The following is an 18,689-nucleotide window of genomic DNA, read 5'->3' on the forward strand; positions in this document are numbered from 1 at the left end:
GACCTCAGGAATGAGGGGTCCTTATTCGACGCCGATCACACCGCTAACGGGGTCCCTTTTCCACGCCGATCCACAGTGCTTGGCTTCAACCGTTGTCAGGAAGCGCTCGCGGCGTCTGGCTGTGATCTTCTGAACGCCAATCGCCGGATTGAACGGTAAGATGTCCTGCATCACGGCCCACGACAGCATGGCCGCTGTGGTTCGTATGGTGTGACCAGCAGCGCCGGGGCCGCCTCGGATGATGGCTCTGCCTCGTGATTTGGTTCGAACATCCTTGGCGGTCTTGCCGGTGAGGACATCGGCTTGGAGCTTTTCCAGGTCGCGGCGGGTCAGGTCACGCGCCAGACGATGACCCAGAAGGGGGCTGACGTGCCGGTTCAGGACGGAGGCGTCGCCGGCCCATGACGACTCCCGCTTGTTGGGTTTCGCAATGCGGCCTTCATGGAGGTAGGCTTGGATCAGTTCGTTGACCGTGATCGCCTCATTGGACGCCCGCTTGGCCTGCATGGGGTCATGCCCCGCCTTGACCTGACGCAGCATTTCGGACGCGGCGTCACGCGCCTCTTCGACCGTATGGGGACTCCCGACCCGGCCGAGGGTGTGGCGGCGGACGGCCGAGCCCATGCGATATTTGAGGATGTAGCTCTTCGTGCCTGACGGTCGGACCCGAACCCCAAATCCGAGGACGATCGTGTCCCAGACGAAGGCTTCGGCGTCGTCCGTCTGCAATGCGTCTATCAATCGCTTTGTGAGCTTAGGCATCCGCTTCACCCTCAACTTTCCGGCCCGTTTCTGGGACCCGCATGGGACCCAAGAGGCGGGATTTCGCGGCGATTTCTGGAAATGACCGGCAGCGACCAATTTCCCCGTTACCCCTTGCAGAACAAGAGGATGGGGGGTTGCCCCTGATTGCCGCCTGGGTCGGCTACGAATCTGGGGGTCGGGCGTTCGAATCGCTCCGGGTGCGCCATCCTTTTCCAAATTTCTCTAAATTTGATCACCACAGCGCAGCGGCGGCTTCGCTTTGCGGTTCGCGCAATAGAAAACCCGCGCCGGCGAAGGCGCGGGTTGAGGAAGCGCGCCGTCAGGCTTGATCAGCCCCGAACGGGGCGCAGGCCGTCGGCGGAGGCTTGTTGCAGGGCCGGGCGCTTCTGTCCGCCGGACGCGATGATGCGGTCGATGCGGGCCTTTTCGGCGCGGAAGGCGGCCAGATCGCCGCCGGCCAGTTCGGTGCCTTCCTGGGTGCGGACGCCGGCGGGATTGATCCGCTGGCCGTTGCGCCACAGTTCATAGTGCAGGTGGGGGCCGGTCGAGGCGCCGGTCGAACCGACATAGGCGACGACCTGGCCCTGGCTGACGCGCTGGCCGGCGCGAATGCCGGAGCCGTAACGCGACAGGTGTCCGTAGCCGCTCTCGAGCCCGTTGTTGTGGCGGATGCGCAGCCAGTTGCCGTAGCCGCCCCAGCGACGCGCCTCGACCACCACGCCGTCGGCGGGGGCCACGATGGGCGTGCCGGAGCCGGCGGCGAAGTCGATGCCCTGGTGCATCTTCTTGTAGCCCGAGATCGGGTGGGTGCGGAAACCGAAGCCTGACGAGACGCGGCGGAAATTCTGCAGCGGGGTGCGCATCATGGCCGAGCGCAGGTTCTTGCCCGAGGCGTCGAAGAACTGGGCTTCCTTCGCGCCGGCCGGCTTGAACCGATAGAAGGTGACGCCGCGCAGTTCGGCGTACATCAGGTCGCCCACGCCCACGGTGCGACCGGCCTCGGTCACGTCGCGGTCGAAGACCATGGTGAACTCGTCCGAGGCGCGGATGTCGCGCTGCATGTCGAACTTGGTGGCGAACAGGCGGCTGGCGGAGCGGACGATGGAGGCGGTGGCCCCCAGTTCGCGGGCGCTGGCGGACAGGGAGCGTTCGACGTCGCCCTTCAGGACCACGGTCTCGTGCGTGACTTTTTCTTCCAGCGAACGCAGGCGCAGGGCGCCGTCGAAACTGCGCGACACGGTCAGCTGGCTGGCGGGACCGGTGCGCATGGTCAGGCCGATGAGGCGGGCGTCGCCCCGGCCGTCGCGCGGCTTGGCGATGGCGGTTTCGAAGCGAAGGCCGGCGCGGAGGTCGGCGAGGTCGAAGGCGTTGGCGACGGTGGCGGCGACGGCGCTGGCTTCTTCCGGCGCGACGCCGGTGCGGCGCACGGCCTGCTCGAAGGTTTCGCCGCGACGGATCTGGACGGGGACGGCTTCCGGGGCGGTCATGCCGGCCGGGGCGTTGGCGGCGGCGAAGGCCTCGACTTCCATGGCGGCCATCTGGGCCGACGACATTACAGGAACTTCTTCCGCCTGAGCGGGTTGGTAGACTCGACCGGCCAGCAGGGCGACCGAAATGGCGGCGGCGGCGGTCACGACATGCGGTGCGAGACGCATAGGTTGGCGGCGTGGGTCGAACTGAGCCATCGGTCTCATCGTGTTGCGACGCCCGAGGCGCCAAACTTTTTACCCAAAATCGCGCCGATAGACCCCGAGCGCGAAGTCATCGGCTATAACCTGCCTGTCTCAGTTTGGGAAGACAGACCGTTACAAACCGTTAAGAACCGGACGTGGGCGGAAAAAGCCTCACAGACTCATGCGATTGACACGCAGGCTCGCCCTCTTGTCGCCCAGCTTGGCTGCGACGGACGCAGGGTTCGGGCCTGTCGGCGACGCTTGAGGCTTGTATTCGCATCGAGGGTGGCGATGGTGGTCCGGCGATCAGTTCTCAATCGACACGGCGTCCCTGTTTGACCGAAGTTCCGGCCACTCCTTCCGACCGATCCCCAGGCGTCAGGCGCAAGGGCGGCCTGCGGCGTCGACTGGGCCTGGGCCTGCTCGCCGTGTTCGTGGTCGTGGCCCTGCTGGCGGCCGCCCTCTATCTGAACCGTCGCGCCGCCGCGCGCGAGGTTCTGGTCGGCTGGCTGGAGCGTCAGGGCGTCCAGGCCGAGGTGGAGGTCGAGCGGATCGAGCTGGACGGTTTCGTCGGCCGCATCCGCATCGGCGACCCGCGCAATCCGGATGTGACCGTCGAGCGGGTTGAGGTGGATTACGCCGTGGCCCTGCCCTGGTCCAGGACCGGCGTGGGGGTGACGCCCAGTCGGATTCGACTGGTGCGGCCGGTGATGCGGGCCAGCTGGAAGAAGGGAAAACTGTCCCTGGGGTCGCTCGATCCTCTGGTCGAACAGTTCACAGGCGGGCCGCCCAGGCCGGACTCGCGCAGCCCTCTGGTGATCGTCGAGGGCGGGCGGGCGCGGCTCGATACCGAATATGGGCCGGTTCAACTGCTGGCCGATGCGCGGGTGGACGACGGCAAGCTGATGCGTTTGAGCGCAAGGATGCCGCGGGCCGCGCTGAAGAGCGGAGAATTCGAGGCTGACGGCCTGGGGGCCGTCGTCGATCTGACGACGACCGGCGACCGGATCGCCTTGCGGGTCGAGGCCGAAGGCGACCGGGTCCAGACCGCCGCCCTGAACGGCCGGGCGATGCGGCTGAGTCTGACCGGCGACCTGCCCTATCCCGACATGAAGAGGCGGCGCGGCGACGGCCGGGCCGTGGTCGACGCCCGTCTGGTCGGCGACGTGCTGGGCTTCGCCCAAAGCGGGGGCGGGGGCGGGGGCCAGGGCGGACAGCAGACGCAGGCGCGGGACGCGGATCTGTCGGCGCGGTTCGACGGCGTGACGGCCGGATGGATCGAGACCTTCCGGCTGGAAGGCGCGACCGCCCTGAACCTGAAGGCGGCGGCGATCGATGGGCCGGGGCTGGCGGCGCGTCAGGTCGCGGGTTCGGCGACGGGTGGGCGGTTGACCGTGTCGCGGGATGAGGCCGTGCGCTGGAGCCTGGAGACGCCGCTCAATTTGAGAGCCGCCTCTGGCCAGGCCGGCGAGGCCAAGGCGCAGAACCTTTCGATCCAGTCGAACGGTCTGTCCATGGGCGGGCGGAATACGGCCTTCGAGGCGACCGGGCCGGTGACGGCGGCGTTCGACCGGATCGGTTTCGGCGACCTGATGCTGAAACAGGCGCGGGGCGAACTGAGCCTCGACGTGGTTCAGGACGGAGCGATCCGGATCGCGGCCGAAGGCGGCCTGCGCTCGGCGGGCGGCGCCTGGCCCCTGTTCGGGCCTGTCGGGCCCGACGAGATCGCCGAGCTGACCGAGATGAAGACGGCGCTGGGGGATTTCGCCCTGAGCGCGCCCGCCATCCGCTTCGCCACGGGTTCGGCGGGGACCAGCGTGACCCTGGCCCGGCCCGTCACCCTGACGCCGGCCAACGGCGGAATACTGACCGTCGCCCAGGCGGGAACGGGGGCCTATCAGGCCGAACCGGGACGGTTGGGCGGCGGGGCCCTGATCCTGACGGCGACGCGAGGGCGGGGGCTGCCGGAAATGGCCGTGGCCGTGCCTGAGTGGCGGCTGACGGACAGCGGGTTCGAGGCCCTGCTGGACGGGCGGGCCCAGCTGGACTTCGACCTGGCGCGCGGGATCGACGCCCGGACGCGGGGTCTGCTGGCCATGGCGGACGGGCGGCTGACCTATGCGACCTCCGACTGTGTCGACCTGACGGTCGAGCGGCTGGAGCTGGACGAGAACGACGTCCATCAGGTGGCCGGAAAACTGTGTCCCGAGGCCGGGCCCCTGCTGAGTTCCAAGGACGGGATCTGGCGCGTCGCCGGCGGTTTCCAGGGCGTGTCGGCCGACGCTCCCTTCCTGGGGATGCGGTTCGCCGAGGCCTCGGGCCGGGTGGTGGTGGACGGGACCAAGGCGGGGGTCGGGCTGACGGCGACGGTGGCCCAGGTCCAGGCGGTCGATGCGACCACGCCCAAACGGTTCGAGACCCTGGCGGCTTCCGGCCAGGCGACCCTGGCCAATGAGCGCTGGACCGGCGGGTTCGACCTGAAGGGAACCGGCAAGGCGGCCGCGACCACCCTGGGGCGGTTGACCCTGGCCCACGACGGTCGAACCGGGGCCGGGGGCGTTCATATCGCCGCGCCGGAGGTGCGGTTCGTCGAGGGCGGCCTTCAGCCCTCGATGCTGAGCCCCCTGGTCGAGGCCTTCGTCCAGTCGCCGGCGACCGGCGTCGTCGGGTTCGACGGCCGGTTCGACTGGACCAAGGACGGCGAGCCGACGTCCAGCGGGCGGTTGAGCGTGCCGGGGCTGGACTTCGTCAGCCCGGCCGGGCCGGTCAAGGGCGCGCGCGGCGAGATCGAATTCACCAGCCTGAGCCCCGCCATCATCACGGCGCCGAACCAGAGGCTGACGGTCGACAGTCTGGACATCGGGGCCGACGCGACGGCCCTGGACCTGAACTTCGCCATCGACGCGGCGGGGTTCAGCATCGCCGGCGGGTCGGTCCAGGCCGGGGGCGGGACCGTCTCCATCGAACCCCTGGTCGTGCCGCTGGACCCGACCCAGGCCTATAGCGGGGTCATCGTGCTGGACCGGGTCCAGCTGGGGGATGTGGTCGCCGACAGCGGTTTCGCCGACAAGGTGATGCTGGACGCGGTGGTGTCGGGCCGGCTGCCCTTCACCATGGACCCGAAACTGGGCCTGAAGATCACGGCCGGCGCCCTGGGCGCGGTCCAGCCGGGCCGGCTGTCGATCCAGCGCGAGGTGCTGACCGATGTGGATGCGGGCGGCGGGGGCGCCGACGTGCCGCCCAATATGGTCGAGGACCTGGCCTATCAGGCGATGGAGCATCTGGCCTTCGACGTGCTGAGCGCGGATGTGAACAGTCTGGACGAGGGACGGATCTCGGTCCTGTTCCACATCCGGGGGCGGCACGAACCGCCGCAGCGCCAGGAACTGCGCCTGACGGTGGCCGAGCTGATCAGCCGGGAGTTCCTGAACCGGGAACTGCCCCTGCCGTCGGGCACCCAGATCGACCTGACGCTGGACACCACCCTGAACGCCAACCAGTTGTTCGCCGACATCATGGCGGTCAATCGGGCGCGTCAGGGTCAGAAAGAGCCAGCGCCGACGCCCGCGCCCGAGACTGAGCCCGAAGCGCCGTGAGTCGAACCATTCAGCGACCGTTCACGCGATAGCGTGCTAATGACCTCTCAACCTTGACCGACCCGGAGTTCTCGCCATGATCAACAAGCGCCAGTTGGCCGGACTCGGCCTCGGGGCGGTCGTCGTCGCCGTCGCGGCCTGCGCCCCGACAATCCGTCTGGAGGTTGCGCCGATCCAGATCTACGCCAAATTGGACGCGGACGTCCGCGTCCGGCTGGATCAGGAGCTGCAGCAACTGCTTCAGCAGAACCCGAACCTCTTCTGATCGCCTCGCTTCTTTTGAAAGGACAGGCCGATATGAGCCTTCGTAAATTCCTCGCTGTCGGCGCCCTGGCCGCAGCCGTTTCATTCGGCGGCGCCGCCCTGGCCCAGACCGCAGCCCAGAAGACCCTGGTCGATCAGGCCAAGGCCGCCGGCACCGTGGGTGAACAGGCCGACGGCTATGTCGGCTTCCGCGTCAGCACCTCCGACGCCGCCCTGCGCGCCGCCGTGGACGCCATGAACGCCGGCCGCCGCGCCGCCTACGCCCGCAGCGCGGCCGAGGCGGGCACCAGCGCCGATGTCGCCGGCGCCCGGATGTTCGAAAGCCAGCTGCTGCCGCGCATCCAGTCGGGCCAGTGGTACCGCAACGCCCAGGGCCAGTGGGTCCAGCGCTGAGCCAGGCCTGAATGATCGATCCGGCGTTTCGCCGGGTCGACCCCGCGGGCTTCAGGCCGCTGTGCGACGCGAGCTCAGGGCCGGCAGAAGCAGGCCTTCGGTCAGGGCGCGCACCACGGGCACGGCGACGGCGTCGCCCATCAATTTCAGCGCCGCGCTCTCGCTGCCGGGCAGACGATAGTCGTCCGACACGCCCATAAGCCTCGCCGCCTCGCGTCCGGTCAGGCGACGCACCCGCGTCCGACCGCCGTCGCAGACCACCACATATTGCCGCGACGACCCGCCCGCCGGGGTGCGCAGACAGCCGGCCAGGCCGTCGAACCGGATCTCAAGCCGCTGGACCTTGCGGCCGTCTTCGGTCCGCACCCGGCGATAGGCGGCGCCGACCACGCGCCGGCCGGAGGCGACGGCGGCCTCGATCCGGGCGCGGTGCAGCGGAGCGGCCAGGGCGAGGATGTCCGCGCCGTCGTCCAGCCATTCCACGGATTCATCCGGTTCCAGCAGGGCGGCGAGATCCAGATTGCGCCGGGGCGGGACCGGCAGACTCCACCAGGCCCAGGCCGCGCGCACGGCGTCCGGCAGCCGGGCATGGGCGGCGATCAGGCGGGGGGAGTGGAAGGGTCCAGAGGGGGCGGAGGCCTCGGGCGCGCCGTTCAGGGCCGACTCCTGAACCGCCACGACGAACAGGCGGGGCCGTGACTGGGGCAGCCAGTGGGCGGCGTCCATCTCCAGCGCCCCGACGCGATAGCCGGCCTGGACCATGGCGGCGCAGACGGCGGAAAAATCCCGGCCCGATTCGTCTTTGGGGCCGGAGGTCAGCAGACCGATGACGTTTTCCAGCACGATGACGCGGGGCGCGCGCCCTTCGACCGCCAGGCCCTGGATCAGACGCCAGAAGCCCCAGAAGGCGCCGGATCGACCGGCCTCCAGTCCGCCTCGCGCCCCGGCCAGGCTGACGTCCTGACAGGGCGACGAGGCCCAGGCCAGATCGGGCGCGCCCGGCAAGTCTGCGGGGCGCAGGGACCAGACGTCGCCCAGATGGAAGCGGATGTCGGGATGGTTGGCGACGAAGGCCCGCCCCTTGGCGGGGGCCATGTCGTTGGCGAAGACGGTGTCGACGCCGGCCCATCTCTGGCCTGAGAGGCCGGCGCCAGACAGGCCCAGGCCCGCGAGACCGCCCCCGGCGAAAAATTCATAGGCGGTCGGGCGAATCGACATGCGGCCACCATAACTCAGCCCGGCCCCTTGACCGAGGCCGGCCCCGTCCACACCTGCAGGCCGAACGCGGGGGTCCGTCATGCGCGCCATACTCACCACATTGCTGATCGGGCCGGTTCTCGGCCTGACCCTGGTCGGTTGCTACGACCGTCGGGACAAGGCGCCCGAATCCGCGCCGCCGCCCGAGGCCGCGCCGGTTCTGGCAGGGGTCGATCTGGGCAAGCCGGTGCGGGCCCTGGGGACCGAACCCTTCTGGAGCGTGGAGATCACCCCGGACACCCTGATCTACACCCGGATGGACCAGCCGACGCAGCGGGCGCCGAACCGCGGGGCGACGGTTCAGGGGACGGTCGCCACCTACGCCACCTCCACCGACCTGAATGCGGCGATGAATGTCGTGCTGATCGCCACCGAATGTTCGGACGGCATGAGTGACCGCACCTATCCGCTGACCGCACGGGTCGAGATCGGCGACGACACCCTGAGCGGTTGCGCCGCATCGGCCTCGGCCTTGAAAGTCGCGCCGGCGCCCTGACCGGCTCCGGCCTTCACCACCAGTCGGCTTCGCGCAGGGTGCGGGCGTAGCGGCGGCTGACGGGGACGCTGAGGCCGTTTTCCAGCGTCAGGGTGGCGCGGCCGTCGCCGCGGTCGACGCCGCGCACGGCGGATCGGGCCACCCACCAGCTGCGGTGGGTGCGGGCGCCCTCCAGCCCCTCCAGTTCTTCGACCGCGTCGGACAGGCGCATCAGGATCAGGTCCGAGCCCCGGTCGGTGTGCAGGCGCAGATAATGATCCTCGGCCTGGACGGCGTGCAGGGTCGCGCCCCTGAGCTTCAGCGGCAGCCGGTCCAGGAAACGGACCGGAGGCGGCGAGGCCGGCGCGGGGGAGGCGGGCGCGGCGTGGGTCTGGACCGGCTGGGCCCGGCCCAGGAAGACATTGACGGTGGTGACCGCCAGGGTGACGATCAGGACCGGGCCGAACAGCTGGGGCAGGGCCGCCAGCGGATAGAGTTTCTGGGCGAAGAACAGGCCGGTTGCCGCCCAGACGATGACGCTCAGGGGGCCGGTGATTACGGCGGTCATCACCGCCACCGTCAGCCAGGGGCGGTCGTCCACATTGATGAACCGCGTCACGATCCGGCTGCACAGATGGCCCCACAGCCCGCCCAGGATCATCATCAGCACCCAGTAGGCCAGGCGCTGGACATAGGGGGCGTTGGCGCTGCCGAAGGCGCCGGTGGTCGCCAGGAAGACCCCGACCAGACTGGCGACGACCAGGCCGCGCAGGAAGGTTCGGCGACGGTCGGCGGCGGGAGACGTCATGGCGGCTTTCGAAGGAGGGACGCCTGTCTGAAATCATGATTTCGGGGCCGGAGGAAGGGGCGTCCGTTCGCGAAGCCGGGGTGGTCGTTGACGCAGAACGGGAGGCGCGACCGCGAGCCGGGCTTCAGAAGCGGCGGGACACATCGCCGGAGGTTCCCCTTGTTTCGTCACGCCCGTCTCGCCCGTTTCGCCCCGTCCATCGTCGCCCTGGTCCTGCTGGGCGCCCCCATCGTCGCCTATCTGGCGGCGGACGGGGGGCGGCTCGCCTTGCTGGGGCTCAGTCTGCGGGCGCCGGACTTCAGCCTGCTGGCGGCGGCGCCGACCGCGATCCAGATCCATGTGGCGGCGGCCCTGACGGCCCTGGCCATCGGCATCGTGCTATTGGCGGGGATCAAGGGGACGCGGCTGCACCGGGCGCTGGGCTGGACCTGGGTGCTGGCCATGGGGACGACGGCGGTCAGTTCCTTCTTCATCCACACGATCAACCCCGACGGGCCGGCCGGCCTGTCCTTCATCCATCTGATCAGCGGCTGGACGGTGGTGAGCCTGCCGATGGCGGTCCATGCCGCGCGGCGTCACCGGGTGCAGGCGCACCGGCGGGCGATGACGGGGATGTTCGTGGGCGGGCTGATCGTCGCCGGCGCGTTGACCTTCCTGCCCGGCCGGCTGATGTGGGCGATCTTCTTCGGCTAGCGGGGCGACAGGCCGACGACGGCGCGGAAGCCGGCGGCGGCGAAGCGGACCATATAGTCGCCGGCCGTCTCCAGATCCCCGGACCGGGCCAGGCCGCCCGACAGCCGGTCCAGACGGCCCGTCTCGCCCAGGGTCAGGGTCAGGGCGCCCGACAGATTGTGATAGCCCCAGTACAGGTCCACCTCGCTGGCGTCCGGCAGGACCACGGCGATCAGCTCGATCAGACGACGGATGGCGGGGTCGAAATAGCGGGCCATGGTCTCGCCCCCGAAGGTGGGGTTGGCGTTGGTCTGGGCCACCAGGGCGGCATAGTGTTTCCAGCCCGGCCCGCCCTTCAGCGACCATTCGAACGGGGGCCGCAGGAAGGCCTCGAGCAGGCCTTCCAGGGTCATGTCGGCGCCGGCGGCCTCGGCGTAACGGTCGATGGCGGCGACGCGGTCGTCGTTCCAGACCTGGGCCCGGCGCAGGAAGACGGCGTCGAACAGGTCGCGCTTGGCCCCGAAATAATAATGCACAAGTGCGGTGTCCACGCCCGCCTCGCGCGCCACCTCGCGGATGGTGACGCCGTAGAAGCCGTGTTTGGAGAACAGGTCCTCGGCCGCGTCCAGGATCAGGTCGCGGGTCTCGCCCGCCGCCTTGGCCTGGGCCTTGGGCGGGCGGCCGCGCCGGGCCGGAACCTGGCCGGGAAGAGCGCCGGCGGCCGCCTTGCGGCGCGCGGCGGCGATGGGGCGGACGGCGGCGGGCGAGGCGTCGAGCTTGCTCATGATCCGCAGGCTAGGCGGGCGGTCGCACCGGTGCAACGGCGCCACGCCCCGGATCGAAGCGGCGGCGCGGTGACGCGGGGAAGGGGGAGGGTTTGACAGACGGCGGAAACCGGGTCAGGTTCAGGAAAATCATTGAACGCTGAATAAAAGCGTCAACGGGCTGGAAACGACAACCAAAGGGGTAGGATCATGAGACATCATGTGAAGTGCGCGCTGCTGGCCGGCGCGGCTTGGGGCGTGCTGGCGGGGGCTTCCACGGCCCAGGACGCCGAGGCGGCGGCCCAGGCGGCCAATGCAGAACAGGCCAATATGGTCGAGGACATCGTCGTCACCGCCCGGCGGCGCGACGAACAGCTGAAGGACGTTCCGGTCGCGGTCTCGGCCCTCAGCGCCGAGCGTCTGGAACAGACCGGCGCGACCAATATCACGGCCCTGCAGCAGCAGACGCCGAACGCCACGGTGCAGATCGCCCGCGGCTCCAACTCGACCCTGATCAGCTTCATCCGCGGCGTGGGCCAGCAGGACCCGCTGTGGGGCTTCGAGCCCGGCGTCGGCCTCTATATCGACGACGTCTATGTGGCCCGGCCGCAGGGCGCCGTGCTGGACATCTTCGACATCTCGCGCATCGAGGTGCTGCGCGGGCCCCAGGGGACCCTGTACGGCCGCAACACCATCGGCGGGGCGATCAAATACGTCACCAAACGCCTGGGCGCCGATCCCAGCCTGACGGCGCGGGCCGAGGTCGGTTCGTATAACGAGCACAACTTCCTGCTGTCCGGCTCGGTCCCGGTCGGCGACACCTTTGCGATTGGGGGCGCGGTCGCCACCTATCAGCACGACGGCTACGGCGAGAACCTGAACACCGGCCAGGACCAGTACGACAAGGACGTCACCGCCTATCGCGCCAGCGCCGAATGGACGCCGAACGACAGCCTGTTCTTCCGTCTGGCCTGGGACCGGGTCGAGGACGACTCCAGCCCCCGTCACGGCCACCGCGAGGTGAACTCGACCACCGGCGGCTATACGCCCCCGGCCAGCGAATATGACACCTACGCCGGCGTCACCGGCGAGCAGAAGGTGGTCACCGAGGGCGTGTCCCTGACCGGCGAATACCGGGTCAACGACATGCTGACCCTCAAGTCGATCACCGCCTATCGCTCGGGCGACACCGAGACCATCATCGACTTCGACCAGACGCCCCTGCCGACCCTGGACGTGCCGGCCATCTATTCGGACGATCAGTTCACCCAGGAGTTCCAGGCCCTGTTCACCGGCGATCGCTGGTCGGGCGTGGCGGGCGTCTTCTATCTGGACGGCACCTCCTCGGGCGCCTTCGACACCATCGCGGGCAATCTGGGCCTGGCCATCGCGGCGGCGGGATCGGTGGACACAAAGTCCTTCTCGGTGTTCGGCGACTTCAGCTACGACCTCTCTGACCGGCTGCACGTCTCGCTGGGCGGGCGCTACACCAAGGACGACAAGGACGCCTCGGTCCTGCGCCTCTTCTATCTGGGCGCCACGCCGACGCCCTACACCGGCGGAGTGGCCCGGCCGATCTTCGCCACACGCACCGACTACACCGCTTCGGACAGCTTCGAGAAGTTCACGCCGCGCGCCAGCATCTCGTATGACTTCACCGAGGAGGTTACCGGCTACGCCTCGGTCAGCCAGGGCTTCAAGTCGGGCGGCTGGGACATGCGGGGCGACGCCGCCCTGGTGCCGCAGACGGTCAATGGCTACCAGCCCGAGACGGTCACCACCTATGAGCTGGGCCTGAAGGGATCGGCCTTCGACCGGCGGATGAATTTCGCCTCGGCGGTCTTCTATTCCGACTACAAGGACCAGCAGATCACGACCCAGCAGGTGGCCACGGCCCCGGCCGTCGGCATCGCCTCGGTGGTCGACAACGCCGGCGCCTCGACCATCTACGGCTTCGAGCTGGAAGGGTCGGCCTTCCTGACCGACGACATCACCGCCAACTTCTCGCTGGGCTATCTGAAGAACGAGTTCGACGAGTTCATCACCCGGATCACCGGCACGCCGGTCGATATCTCGGACACCCGCGAGCCGCAGAACTCGCCGGAATGGTCGGCCTATTACGGCATGACCTGGCGGGGCGACATCCTGGGCGGGGAGATCCGGGTCACGCCGTCGCTGTCCTATCGCTCGGACTACCACCTGTTCGACACGCCGGACCCCATCCTGGACCAGGACGGCTATGTCCTGGCCGACGCCAGCGTGGTCTGGATCGCGCCAAGCAAACAGTGGGAGGTCGGCCTGTTCGGCCGCAACCTGACCGATGTCCGCTACAAGGTCGGGGGCTACAGCTTCCCGGGCGCGACCTACAACAACTCGATCAGCGCCTTCTACGGCCCGCCGACCACCTATTCGGCGCGCCTGACCTACCGGTTCTGATCGCCGAAGACGCCTGACGGAGGGCGGCGGTCTCCGGGCCGCCGCCCTTTGCTTTGCAGGGGGCGGACTTGCGGCTAGGCTCGCCCCAACAAGAAGAACATGTCGAGGGAAACGCCGATGACGACCGACACGCTGACGGACGCGCAGGCGCCCGCGCCGCACCGACCGGGCTACCGCTTCTATGTGCTGGCGGTGCTGATCCTGATCTACATGCTGAACTTCCTGGACCGGCAGATCATCGGCATCCTGGCCGCGCCGCTGAAGGAAGAGTTCGGCATGTCCGACAGCCAGTTCGGCCTGTTGGGCGGCATCGCCTTCGCATCGGTCTATTCGACCCTGGCCATTCCCCTGGCCTGGATGGCCGACCGGTTCAGCCGGGTCTGGATCATGACCGGAGCCCTGGCGGTCTGGTCCGGCTTCACCGCCCTGTGCGGCATGACGGGGTCGTTCGGCCAGCTGTTCCTGTGCCGTATGGGCGTGGGCGTGGGCGAGGCGGGCGGGGTCGCCCCGGCCTATTCGCTGATCGCCGACTATTTCCCGCCCCATCAAAGGGCGCGGGCCCTCGCGGCCTTCGCCTTCGGGATTCCGCTGGGCATGGCGGCGGGCACCCTGGTCGGGGGCCTGCTGGCGGCGACCTACGGCTGGCGCACGGCCTTCATCGTCGTCGGCCTGCTGGGCCTGCTGGTCGCGCCCCTGCTGAGGCTGACGGTGAAGGATCCCCAGCGCGGCGGAACCGATGCGGTCAAGACCGAGGCCCAGGTCGCGGCCCTGGCGGCCGCGCCGGTCGGCACCGACCGGGCGGGCCGGATCGCGGCCCAGGTCATGCTGGGTCTGGGCGCCGGGCTGCTGCTCCTGGCGGCGGCGAACTGGTTGCTGGGCGTGTCCCTGGGCAGTCCGCTGGTCCTGGCCTTCGGCGGCCTGCTGGCCGGCGTGATCGGCGTGTCGCTGATGGTGGCGCGACGCACCGCCTCGGTGGTGATCCGCAAGCCCAGCTTCTGGCTGCTGGGCCTGGGCGCGGCCTCGTCCTCGGTGTGCGGCTATGGCGTCGCGGGCTGGTTGCCGCTGTTCTTCATGCGCAGCTTCGACCTGACCCTGCGTCAGACCAGCTGGTATTACGCCGGCATCGCCCTGATCGGCGGTCTGCTGGGCATCTGGCTGGGCGGGATGATCGCCGACAAGCTGTCGAAAAAGGGCAAGGGCGCCTATCCCCTGACCCCGGCCATCGCCTTCCTGATCTCGGCGCCCTGTTTCATCCTGGCGATGAACTCGCCCTGGCTGATCGGCCTGGTCCTGCCGGGCGGCGGCAGCAACACCCAGCAACTGGTCCTGGCCTTCCTGATCTTCCTGTTGCCGACCGGTCTGAACCTGGCCTGGCTGGGGCCGATCACGGCGGCGGTCCAGCATCTGGTCCCGGCGGCCATGCGGTCCACGGCCTCGGCCCTGTTCCTGCTGCTGAACAATCTGCTGGGGATCGCGGTCGGCTTCTACTATTTCGGCTGGATGAGCGACCTGCTGGCGCCCCGGTTCGGGGAAGAGAGCCTGCGGTGGGCCATCTACACCGGCATGGGCTTCTATGTGCTGGCGGCGGTCCTGCTGATCGGGGCCTCGCGGACGCTGAAGCGGGACTGGGTCGACTGAAGCTTAGACCAAAACCATGGTCGACCCCTGTTGCGCCTGCGAAGGGGCGGAGCCTATAAGCCCCGCAAACCCTTCCCAGCAAAGATTGCGGCGGTCGCCATGAACATCCACGAATATCAGGCCAAGCAGGTTCTCAAGGGCTTCGGCGCCCCGGTCGCCGAGGGCGTGCCCATCACCTCGGCCGATCAGGCCGAGGCCGCCGCCAAGCAACTGCCTGGCCCGCTCTATGTCGTGAAGTCGCAGATCCACGCCGGCGGCCGCGGCAAGGGCAAGTTCAAGGAACTGCCGGCCGACGCCAAGGGCGGCGTGCGCCTGGCCTTCTCGATCGAGGACGTGGTCAAGAACGCCAAGGAAATGCTGGGCAACACCCTGGTCACCGCCCAGACGGGCGAGGCCGGCAAGCAGGTCAACCGCCTCTATATCGAGGACGGCGCCGACATCGCCCGCGAACTGTACTGCTCGCTGCTGGTCGACCGTCAGTATGGCCGCGTGGCCTTCGTCGTCTCGACCGAGGGCGGCATGGACATCGAGGCCGTCGCCCATGACACGCCCGAGAAGATCCAGACCATCGTCATCGACCCCGCCACGGGCGTGACCGAGGCCGACGTCGCCGCCATCAACGCCGCCTACGGCCTGACGGGCGATGCGGCCGAAGACGGCAAGTCGCTGTTCCCGGCGCTGTACAAGGCCTTCGTCGAGAAGGACATGGCCATGCTGGAAGTGAACCCGCTGATCGTCATGGAGAACGGCCGTCTGCGCGTCCTGGACGCCAAGGTCAGCTTCGACGGCAACGCCCTGTTCCGCCACGAAGACATGCGCGCCCTGCGCGACGAGACCGAGGAAGACGCCAAGGAAATCGAAGCCTCCAAGTGGGACCTCGCCTATGTCTCGCTGGACGGCAACATCGGCTGCATGGTCAACGGCGCCGGCCTGGCCATGGCGACGATGGACATCATCAAGCTGTACGGCAAGGAGCCGGCCAACTTCTGTGACGTCGGCGGCGGCGCCGGCAAGGAGAAGGTCGCTGCGGCCTTCAAGATCATCACCGCCGACCCGAACGTCCAGGGCATCCTGGTCAACATCTTCGGCGGCATCATGAAGTGCGACGTCATCGCCGAGGGCGTCGTCGCCGCGGTGAAGGAAGTCGGTCTGAAGGTGCCGCTGGTCGTGCGTCTGGAAGGCACCAACGCCGAACTGGGCAAGAAAATCCTGAACGAGTCGGGTCTGACCATCCAGGCCGCCGACGATCTGGACGACGCCGCCCAGAAGATCGTCGCGGCGGTCGGCTAGGTCCGGCGGCTCGCCCCCAGGCGGACGTCGTCGATGGCCGTGTTCGAAGTCGTCGCCATGGCCCTGGCGCCGGAGCGGCATGTCGCGGCCTTCGTCGATCACTTCCGCCGCAAGGGGGCCGCGCGCGTTCGCGTCTATTTCGACGGCGCGGCCGCGCCGTCGCCGGACGCCGTGGGCCTGGCTGAAGGCGAGCTGATCGTCTGTGACGACGCCTTCTGGTCCGCCCTTGGCGGTCGGCCGGCGACGGTCGAGGGTCGGCAAAGGGTCGTCTATGGCGCGGCCTATCGCAGCCTGGCCGCCGACTGGCTGCTGGTCGTCGATATAGACGAGCGGCTGTTCGGCGCGGTCTCGCCGGCCGCCGTGCTGGAGGCGGTTCCGGCCGACTATGAGTCCGTCATCTTCGAGACCGTCGAGGCGGTCTGGCGATCCGGGGACGATCTCAATCTGGAATACGGGGCCAGTCTGGCCCGCAAGTCCTACAGCGGGCCGTTCTGGTCCGAGCTGAGTCACGGCCTCTATCCGGGCACCGGCAAGTTCTTCGTCCGGGGGCTGCTGGGCCACCATATGGGCAAGCACGCCGTGCGGCGCGGCCTGGCCGACATCACCGTCTGCATCCACGAATCCAAGCGGGCGGGGGTTCCGTTGAAGGCCGCCCGCGCCCGCGACCCCGGCGCTGGCGGTCGGGCCTGGCTGCTCCATTATGACGCCATCAGCCTGGACGGCTGGCGCGCCAAATGGGATCGACGGCTGGCTGTCGGCGATACGGCCGAGTGCGGCCGTCGCCGAAGACGACAGCAGACAGACTACGCCGAGGCGCGGGCCGCGGGCCGGGAGGCCGCGCTGTTCGAGAGACTGTACGCCCTGACGCCGGTTCAGGCCTGGATTCTGCGGCGGCTGGGATTGTTGCTCGATATTCCGAGCCCCCGCTGGCCGACAAGGGACTGACTTGCCCCGTCTCGCTCCACGGCCTATGTGTTCCACATAACCCGTGTAGGCCGATGACCCGCAACCTGACCCTCGCCATCGACGACGACCTGCTCGACAAGGTGCGGGTTCTGGCCGCCATGAAGCGGACCAGCGTCAACGAGATGGTGCGCGGCTTTCTGACACGGCTGGTCGAGCAGGAGACCTCAAAGGACGAGGCGCGCGAGGCGCTGCTGAAACTGATCGACGAATCCGAAGGCCGCGGAGGCGAGGGTTGGCGTCCGCTCACACGGGAAGAAACCTACAGCGGAGACCCTCGGTTTGATCGCGAGTTCTGAGGTCTTTCTCGACACCAATATTCTGCTCTACGCCGCTCTTGGTCGCGACCATGCGGGGCATAGGTGGGAGCGTGCGCGCGAGATCGTGCTGACCGAGGACTATTGCACCTCGGGCCAGGTGCTCGCCGAGTTCTACAACAACGCCACGCGCAAGGGCGCGCCGCCGCTTTCGCCGGACAAGGCCCGCGAATGGGTCCGTGTCGTCGCCATGAAGCCCTGCCAGCCGATCACGCCGGAGGTGGTGGTCGCGGGCGTCGACAACGCCCGCCGCTATCAGCTGTCCTACTGGGACGGCGCCATCATCGCCGCCGCCGAGCGGCTGGGCGCCAAGGTGCTCTATTCCGAAGTTCTCACTCACGGTCAGACCTACGGGTCGGTCCGCGTCGAAAACCCCTTCCTCTCCGCCTAGCCAAAGAAGCGAGACCCCATGTCCATCCTCGTCAACAAAGACACCAAGATCATCGTCCAGGGCCTGACCGGCAAGACCGGCGGCTTCCACACCGAACAGGCCCTGGCCTATCACGGCACCAAGATGGTCGCCGGCGTGCACCCGACCAAGGGCGGCACAAACTGGACGGGTTCGCACGGCGAAACCCTGCCCATCTACGCCTCGGTCGCCGAAGCCAAGGACGCCACGGGCGCCGACGCCTCGGTGATCTATGTCCCGCCGTCGGGCGCCGCCGCCGCCATCATCGAGGCCATCGACGCCGAGATCCCCTTTATCACCTGCATCACCGAGGGCATTCCGGTGCTGGACATGGTCAACGTCAAGCGCCGCCTGGAAGGCTCCAAGTCGCGCCTGCTGGGTCCGAACTGCCCGGGCATCCTGACGCCGGACGAGTGCAAGATCGGCATCATGCCGGGCAATATCTTCAAGAAGGGCTCGGTCGGCATCGTGTCGCGTTCGGGCACCCTGACCTATGAGGCCGTGTTCCAGACCACCAACGAAGGCCTGGGCCAGACCACGGCCGTCGGCATCGGCGGCGACCCGGTCAAGGGCACCGAGTTCATCGACGTGCTGGAACTGTTCCTGGCCGACCCGGAAACCACTTCGATCATCATGATCGGCGAGATCGGCGGCGGCGCCGAAGAAGACGCCGCCCAATTCCTGATCGACGAAGCCAAGAAGGGCCGCAAGAAGCCGATGGCCGGCTTCATCGCGGGCCGCACGGCTCCGAAGGGCCGCACCATGGGCCACGCCGGCGCCGTCGTCTCGGGCGGCAAGGGCGATGCGGAATCCAAGATCGCGGCGATGGAAGCCGCCGGCATCCGCATGTCGGAATCGCCGGCCCGCCTGGGCAAGACCCTGGTGGAAGTGCTGAAGGGTTAAGGAGCCAAGGCGCACAGGCGCCTCTCCCTCCCCCTGCGGGGGAGGGGCGTCGCGTCAGCGACGGGG

General features: G+C 68.6%; 17 protein-coding genes. 12 read left to right on the top strand and 5 right to left on the bottom strand.

The window, feature by feature from the left end; genetic code table 11:
• Positions 1–21: 21 nt before the first annotated feature.
• Both AC07NC_RS13235 and AC07NC_RS13240 read right to left on the bottom strand, forming a co-directional pair.
• The gene (locus AC07NC_RS13235) at positions 22–762 is read right to left on the bottom strand and encodes an integrase arm-type DNA-binding domain-containing protein (protein WP_494569896.1); all 741 of its coding nucleotides are present in this window, start codon (positions 760–762) and stop codon (positions 22–24) included.
• Between the two features lie 332 nt (positions 763–1,094).
• The gene (locus AC07NC_RS13240; RefSeq protein ID WP_494569836.1) at positions 1,095–2,450 is read right to left on the bottom strand and encodes a M23 family metallopeptidase; all 1,356 of its coding nucleotides are present in this window, start codon (positions 2,448–2,450) and stop codon (positions 1,095–1,097) included.
• Positions 2,451–2,773: 323 nt separating this feature from the next.
• Here AC07NC_RS13240 and AC07NC_RS13245 point away from each other — a divergent pair, with 323 nt between their 5' ends.
• The 3 genes from AC07NC_RS13245 to AC07NC_RS13255 all read left to right on the top strand — a co-directional run bounded on the left by AC07NC_RS13245 (position 2,774) and on the right by AC07NC_RS13255 (position 6,691).
• A complete protein-coding gene (locus AC07NC_RS13245; protein ID WP_494569837.1) occupies positions 2,774–6,034 on the top strand; it encodes an intermembrane phospholipid transport protein YdbH family protein in 3,261 nt (1,086 codons plus the stop codon).
• 76 nt (positions 6,035–6,110) lie between these two features.
• Positions 6,111–6,299, top strand: coding sequence for a YnbE family lipoprotein (locus AC07NC_RS13250; protein WP_008262758.1), 189 nt, complete (start codon positions 6,111–6,113; stop codon positions 6,297–6,299).
• Between the two features lie 32 nt (positions 6,300–6,331).
• Positions 6,332–6,691, top strand: coding sequence for a DUF1318 domain-containing protein (locus tag AC07NC_RS13255; RefSeq protein WP_008261324.1), 360 nt, complete (start codon positions 6,332–6,334; stop codon positions 6,689–6,691).
• Positions 6,692–6,742: 51 nt separating this feature from the next.
• Here AC07NC_RS13255 and AC07NC_RS13260 read toward each other — a convergent pair whose 3' ends face one another.
• Positions 6,743–7,909, bottom strand: a complete 1,167-nt coding sequence (locus AC07NC_RS13260) for a DNA cytosine methyltransferase (RefSeq protein ID WP_494569838.1) — start codon at positions 7,907–7,909, stop codon at positions 6,743–6,745.
• Between the two features lie 79 nt (positions 7,910–7,988).
• On the opposite strand from AC07NC_RS13260, the gene AC07NC_RS13265 reads away from it, so the two are divergent.
• A complete protein-coding gene (locus tag AC07NC_RS13265; protein ID WP_008263361.1) occupies positions 7,989–8,444 on the top strand; it encodes a COG3650 family protein in 456 nt (151 codons plus the stop codon).
• Between the two features lie 13 nt (positions 8,445–8,457).
• Here AC07NC_RS13265 and AC07NC_RS13270 read toward each other — a convergent pair whose 3' ends face one another.
• Positions 8,458–9,231: a LytTR family DNA-binding domain-containing protein gene (locus AC07NC_RS13270; RefSeq protein WP_494569839.1), complete on the bottom strand. Its 774-nt coding sequence runs from the start codon at positions 9,229–9,231 to the stop codon at positions 8,458–8,460.
• 159 nt (positions 9,232–9,390) lie between these two features.
• Between AC07NC_RS13270 and AC07NC_RS13275 the strand changes: the two genes are divergently transcribed.
• Positions 9,391–9,924 carry a DUF2306 domain-containing protein gene (locus AC07NC_RS13275; RefSeq protein WP_494569840.1) on the top strand — a complete coding sequence of 178 codons (534 nt, stop codon included), beginning with the start codon at positions 9,391–9,393 and terminating at the stop codon, positions 9,922–9,924.
• Here the strand turns inward: AC07NC_RS13275 and AC07NC_RS13280 are convergent.
• On the bottom strand, positions 9,921–10,688 hold the full coding sequence (locus tag AC07NC_RS13280; RefSeq protein ID WP_494569841.1) for a TetR/AcrR family transcriptional regulator: 768 nt from the start codon (positions 10,686–10,688) through the stop codon (positions 9,921–9,923). The genes AC07NC_RS13275 and AC07NC_RS13280 overlap by 4 nt on opposite strands.
• Before the next feature lie 189 nt (positions 10,689–10,877).
• Here AC07NC_RS13280 and AC07NC_RS13285 point away from each other — a divergent pair, with 189 nt between their 5' ends.
• The 7 genes from AC07NC_RS13285 (at position 10,878) to sucD (ending at position 18,623) form a co-directional block, all read left to right on the top strand.
• Positions 10,878–13,103: a TonB-dependent receptor gene (locus tag AC07NC_RS13285; protein ID WP_494569842.1), complete on the top strand. Its 2,226-nt coding sequence runs from the start codon at positions 10,878–10,880 to the stop codon at positions 13,101–13,103.
• 117 nt (positions 13,104–13,220) lie between these two features.
• A complete protein-coding gene (locus tag AC07NC_RS13290; RefSeq protein WP_494569843.1) occupies positions 13,221–14,741 on the top strand; it encodes a spinster family MFS transporter in 1,521 nt (506 codons plus the stop codon).
• Between the two features lie 99 nt (positions 14,742–14,840).
• Entirely contained in the window at positions 14,841–16,031 is a 1,191-nt protein-coding gene (sucC, locus tag AC07NC_RS13295; protein WP_008263529.1) for an ADP-forming succinate--CoA ligase subunit beta, read from the top strand.
• 33 nt (positions 16,032–16,064) lie between these two features.
• Positions 16,065–16,976 (top strand): hypothetical protein, encoded by a 912-nt coding sequence (locus tag AC07NC_RS13300; RefSeq protein ID WP_494569844.1) that lies wholly within the window; start codon positions 16,065–16,067, stop codon positions 16,974–16,976.
• Between the two features lie 53 nt (positions 16,977–17,029).
• Entirely contained in the window at positions 17,030–17,293 is a 264-nt protein-coding gene (locus AC07NC_RS13305; RefSeq protein ID WP_035310073.1) for a ribbon-helix-helix protein, CopG family, read from the top strand.
• Positions 17,277–17,702, top strand: a complete 426-nt coding sequence (locus AC07NC_RS13310) for a PIN domain-containing protein (RefSeq protein ID WP_494569845.1) — start codon at positions 17,277–17,279, stop codon at positions 17,700–17,702. The genes AC07NC_RS13305 and AC07NC_RS13310 overlap by 17 nt, the downstream gene beginning before the upstream one ends.
• 18 nt (positions 17,703–17,720) lie before the next feature.
• Entirely contained in the window at positions 17,721–18,623 is a 903-nt protein-coding gene (gene sucD / locus AC07NC_RS13315; protein WP_008262761.1) for a succinate--CoA ligase subunit alpha, read from the top strand.
• Positions 18,624–18,689: the final 66 nt, after the last annotated feature.

The sequence above is a fragment of the Brevundimonas sp. GW821-FHT10A07 genome, from assembly GCF_059415785.1.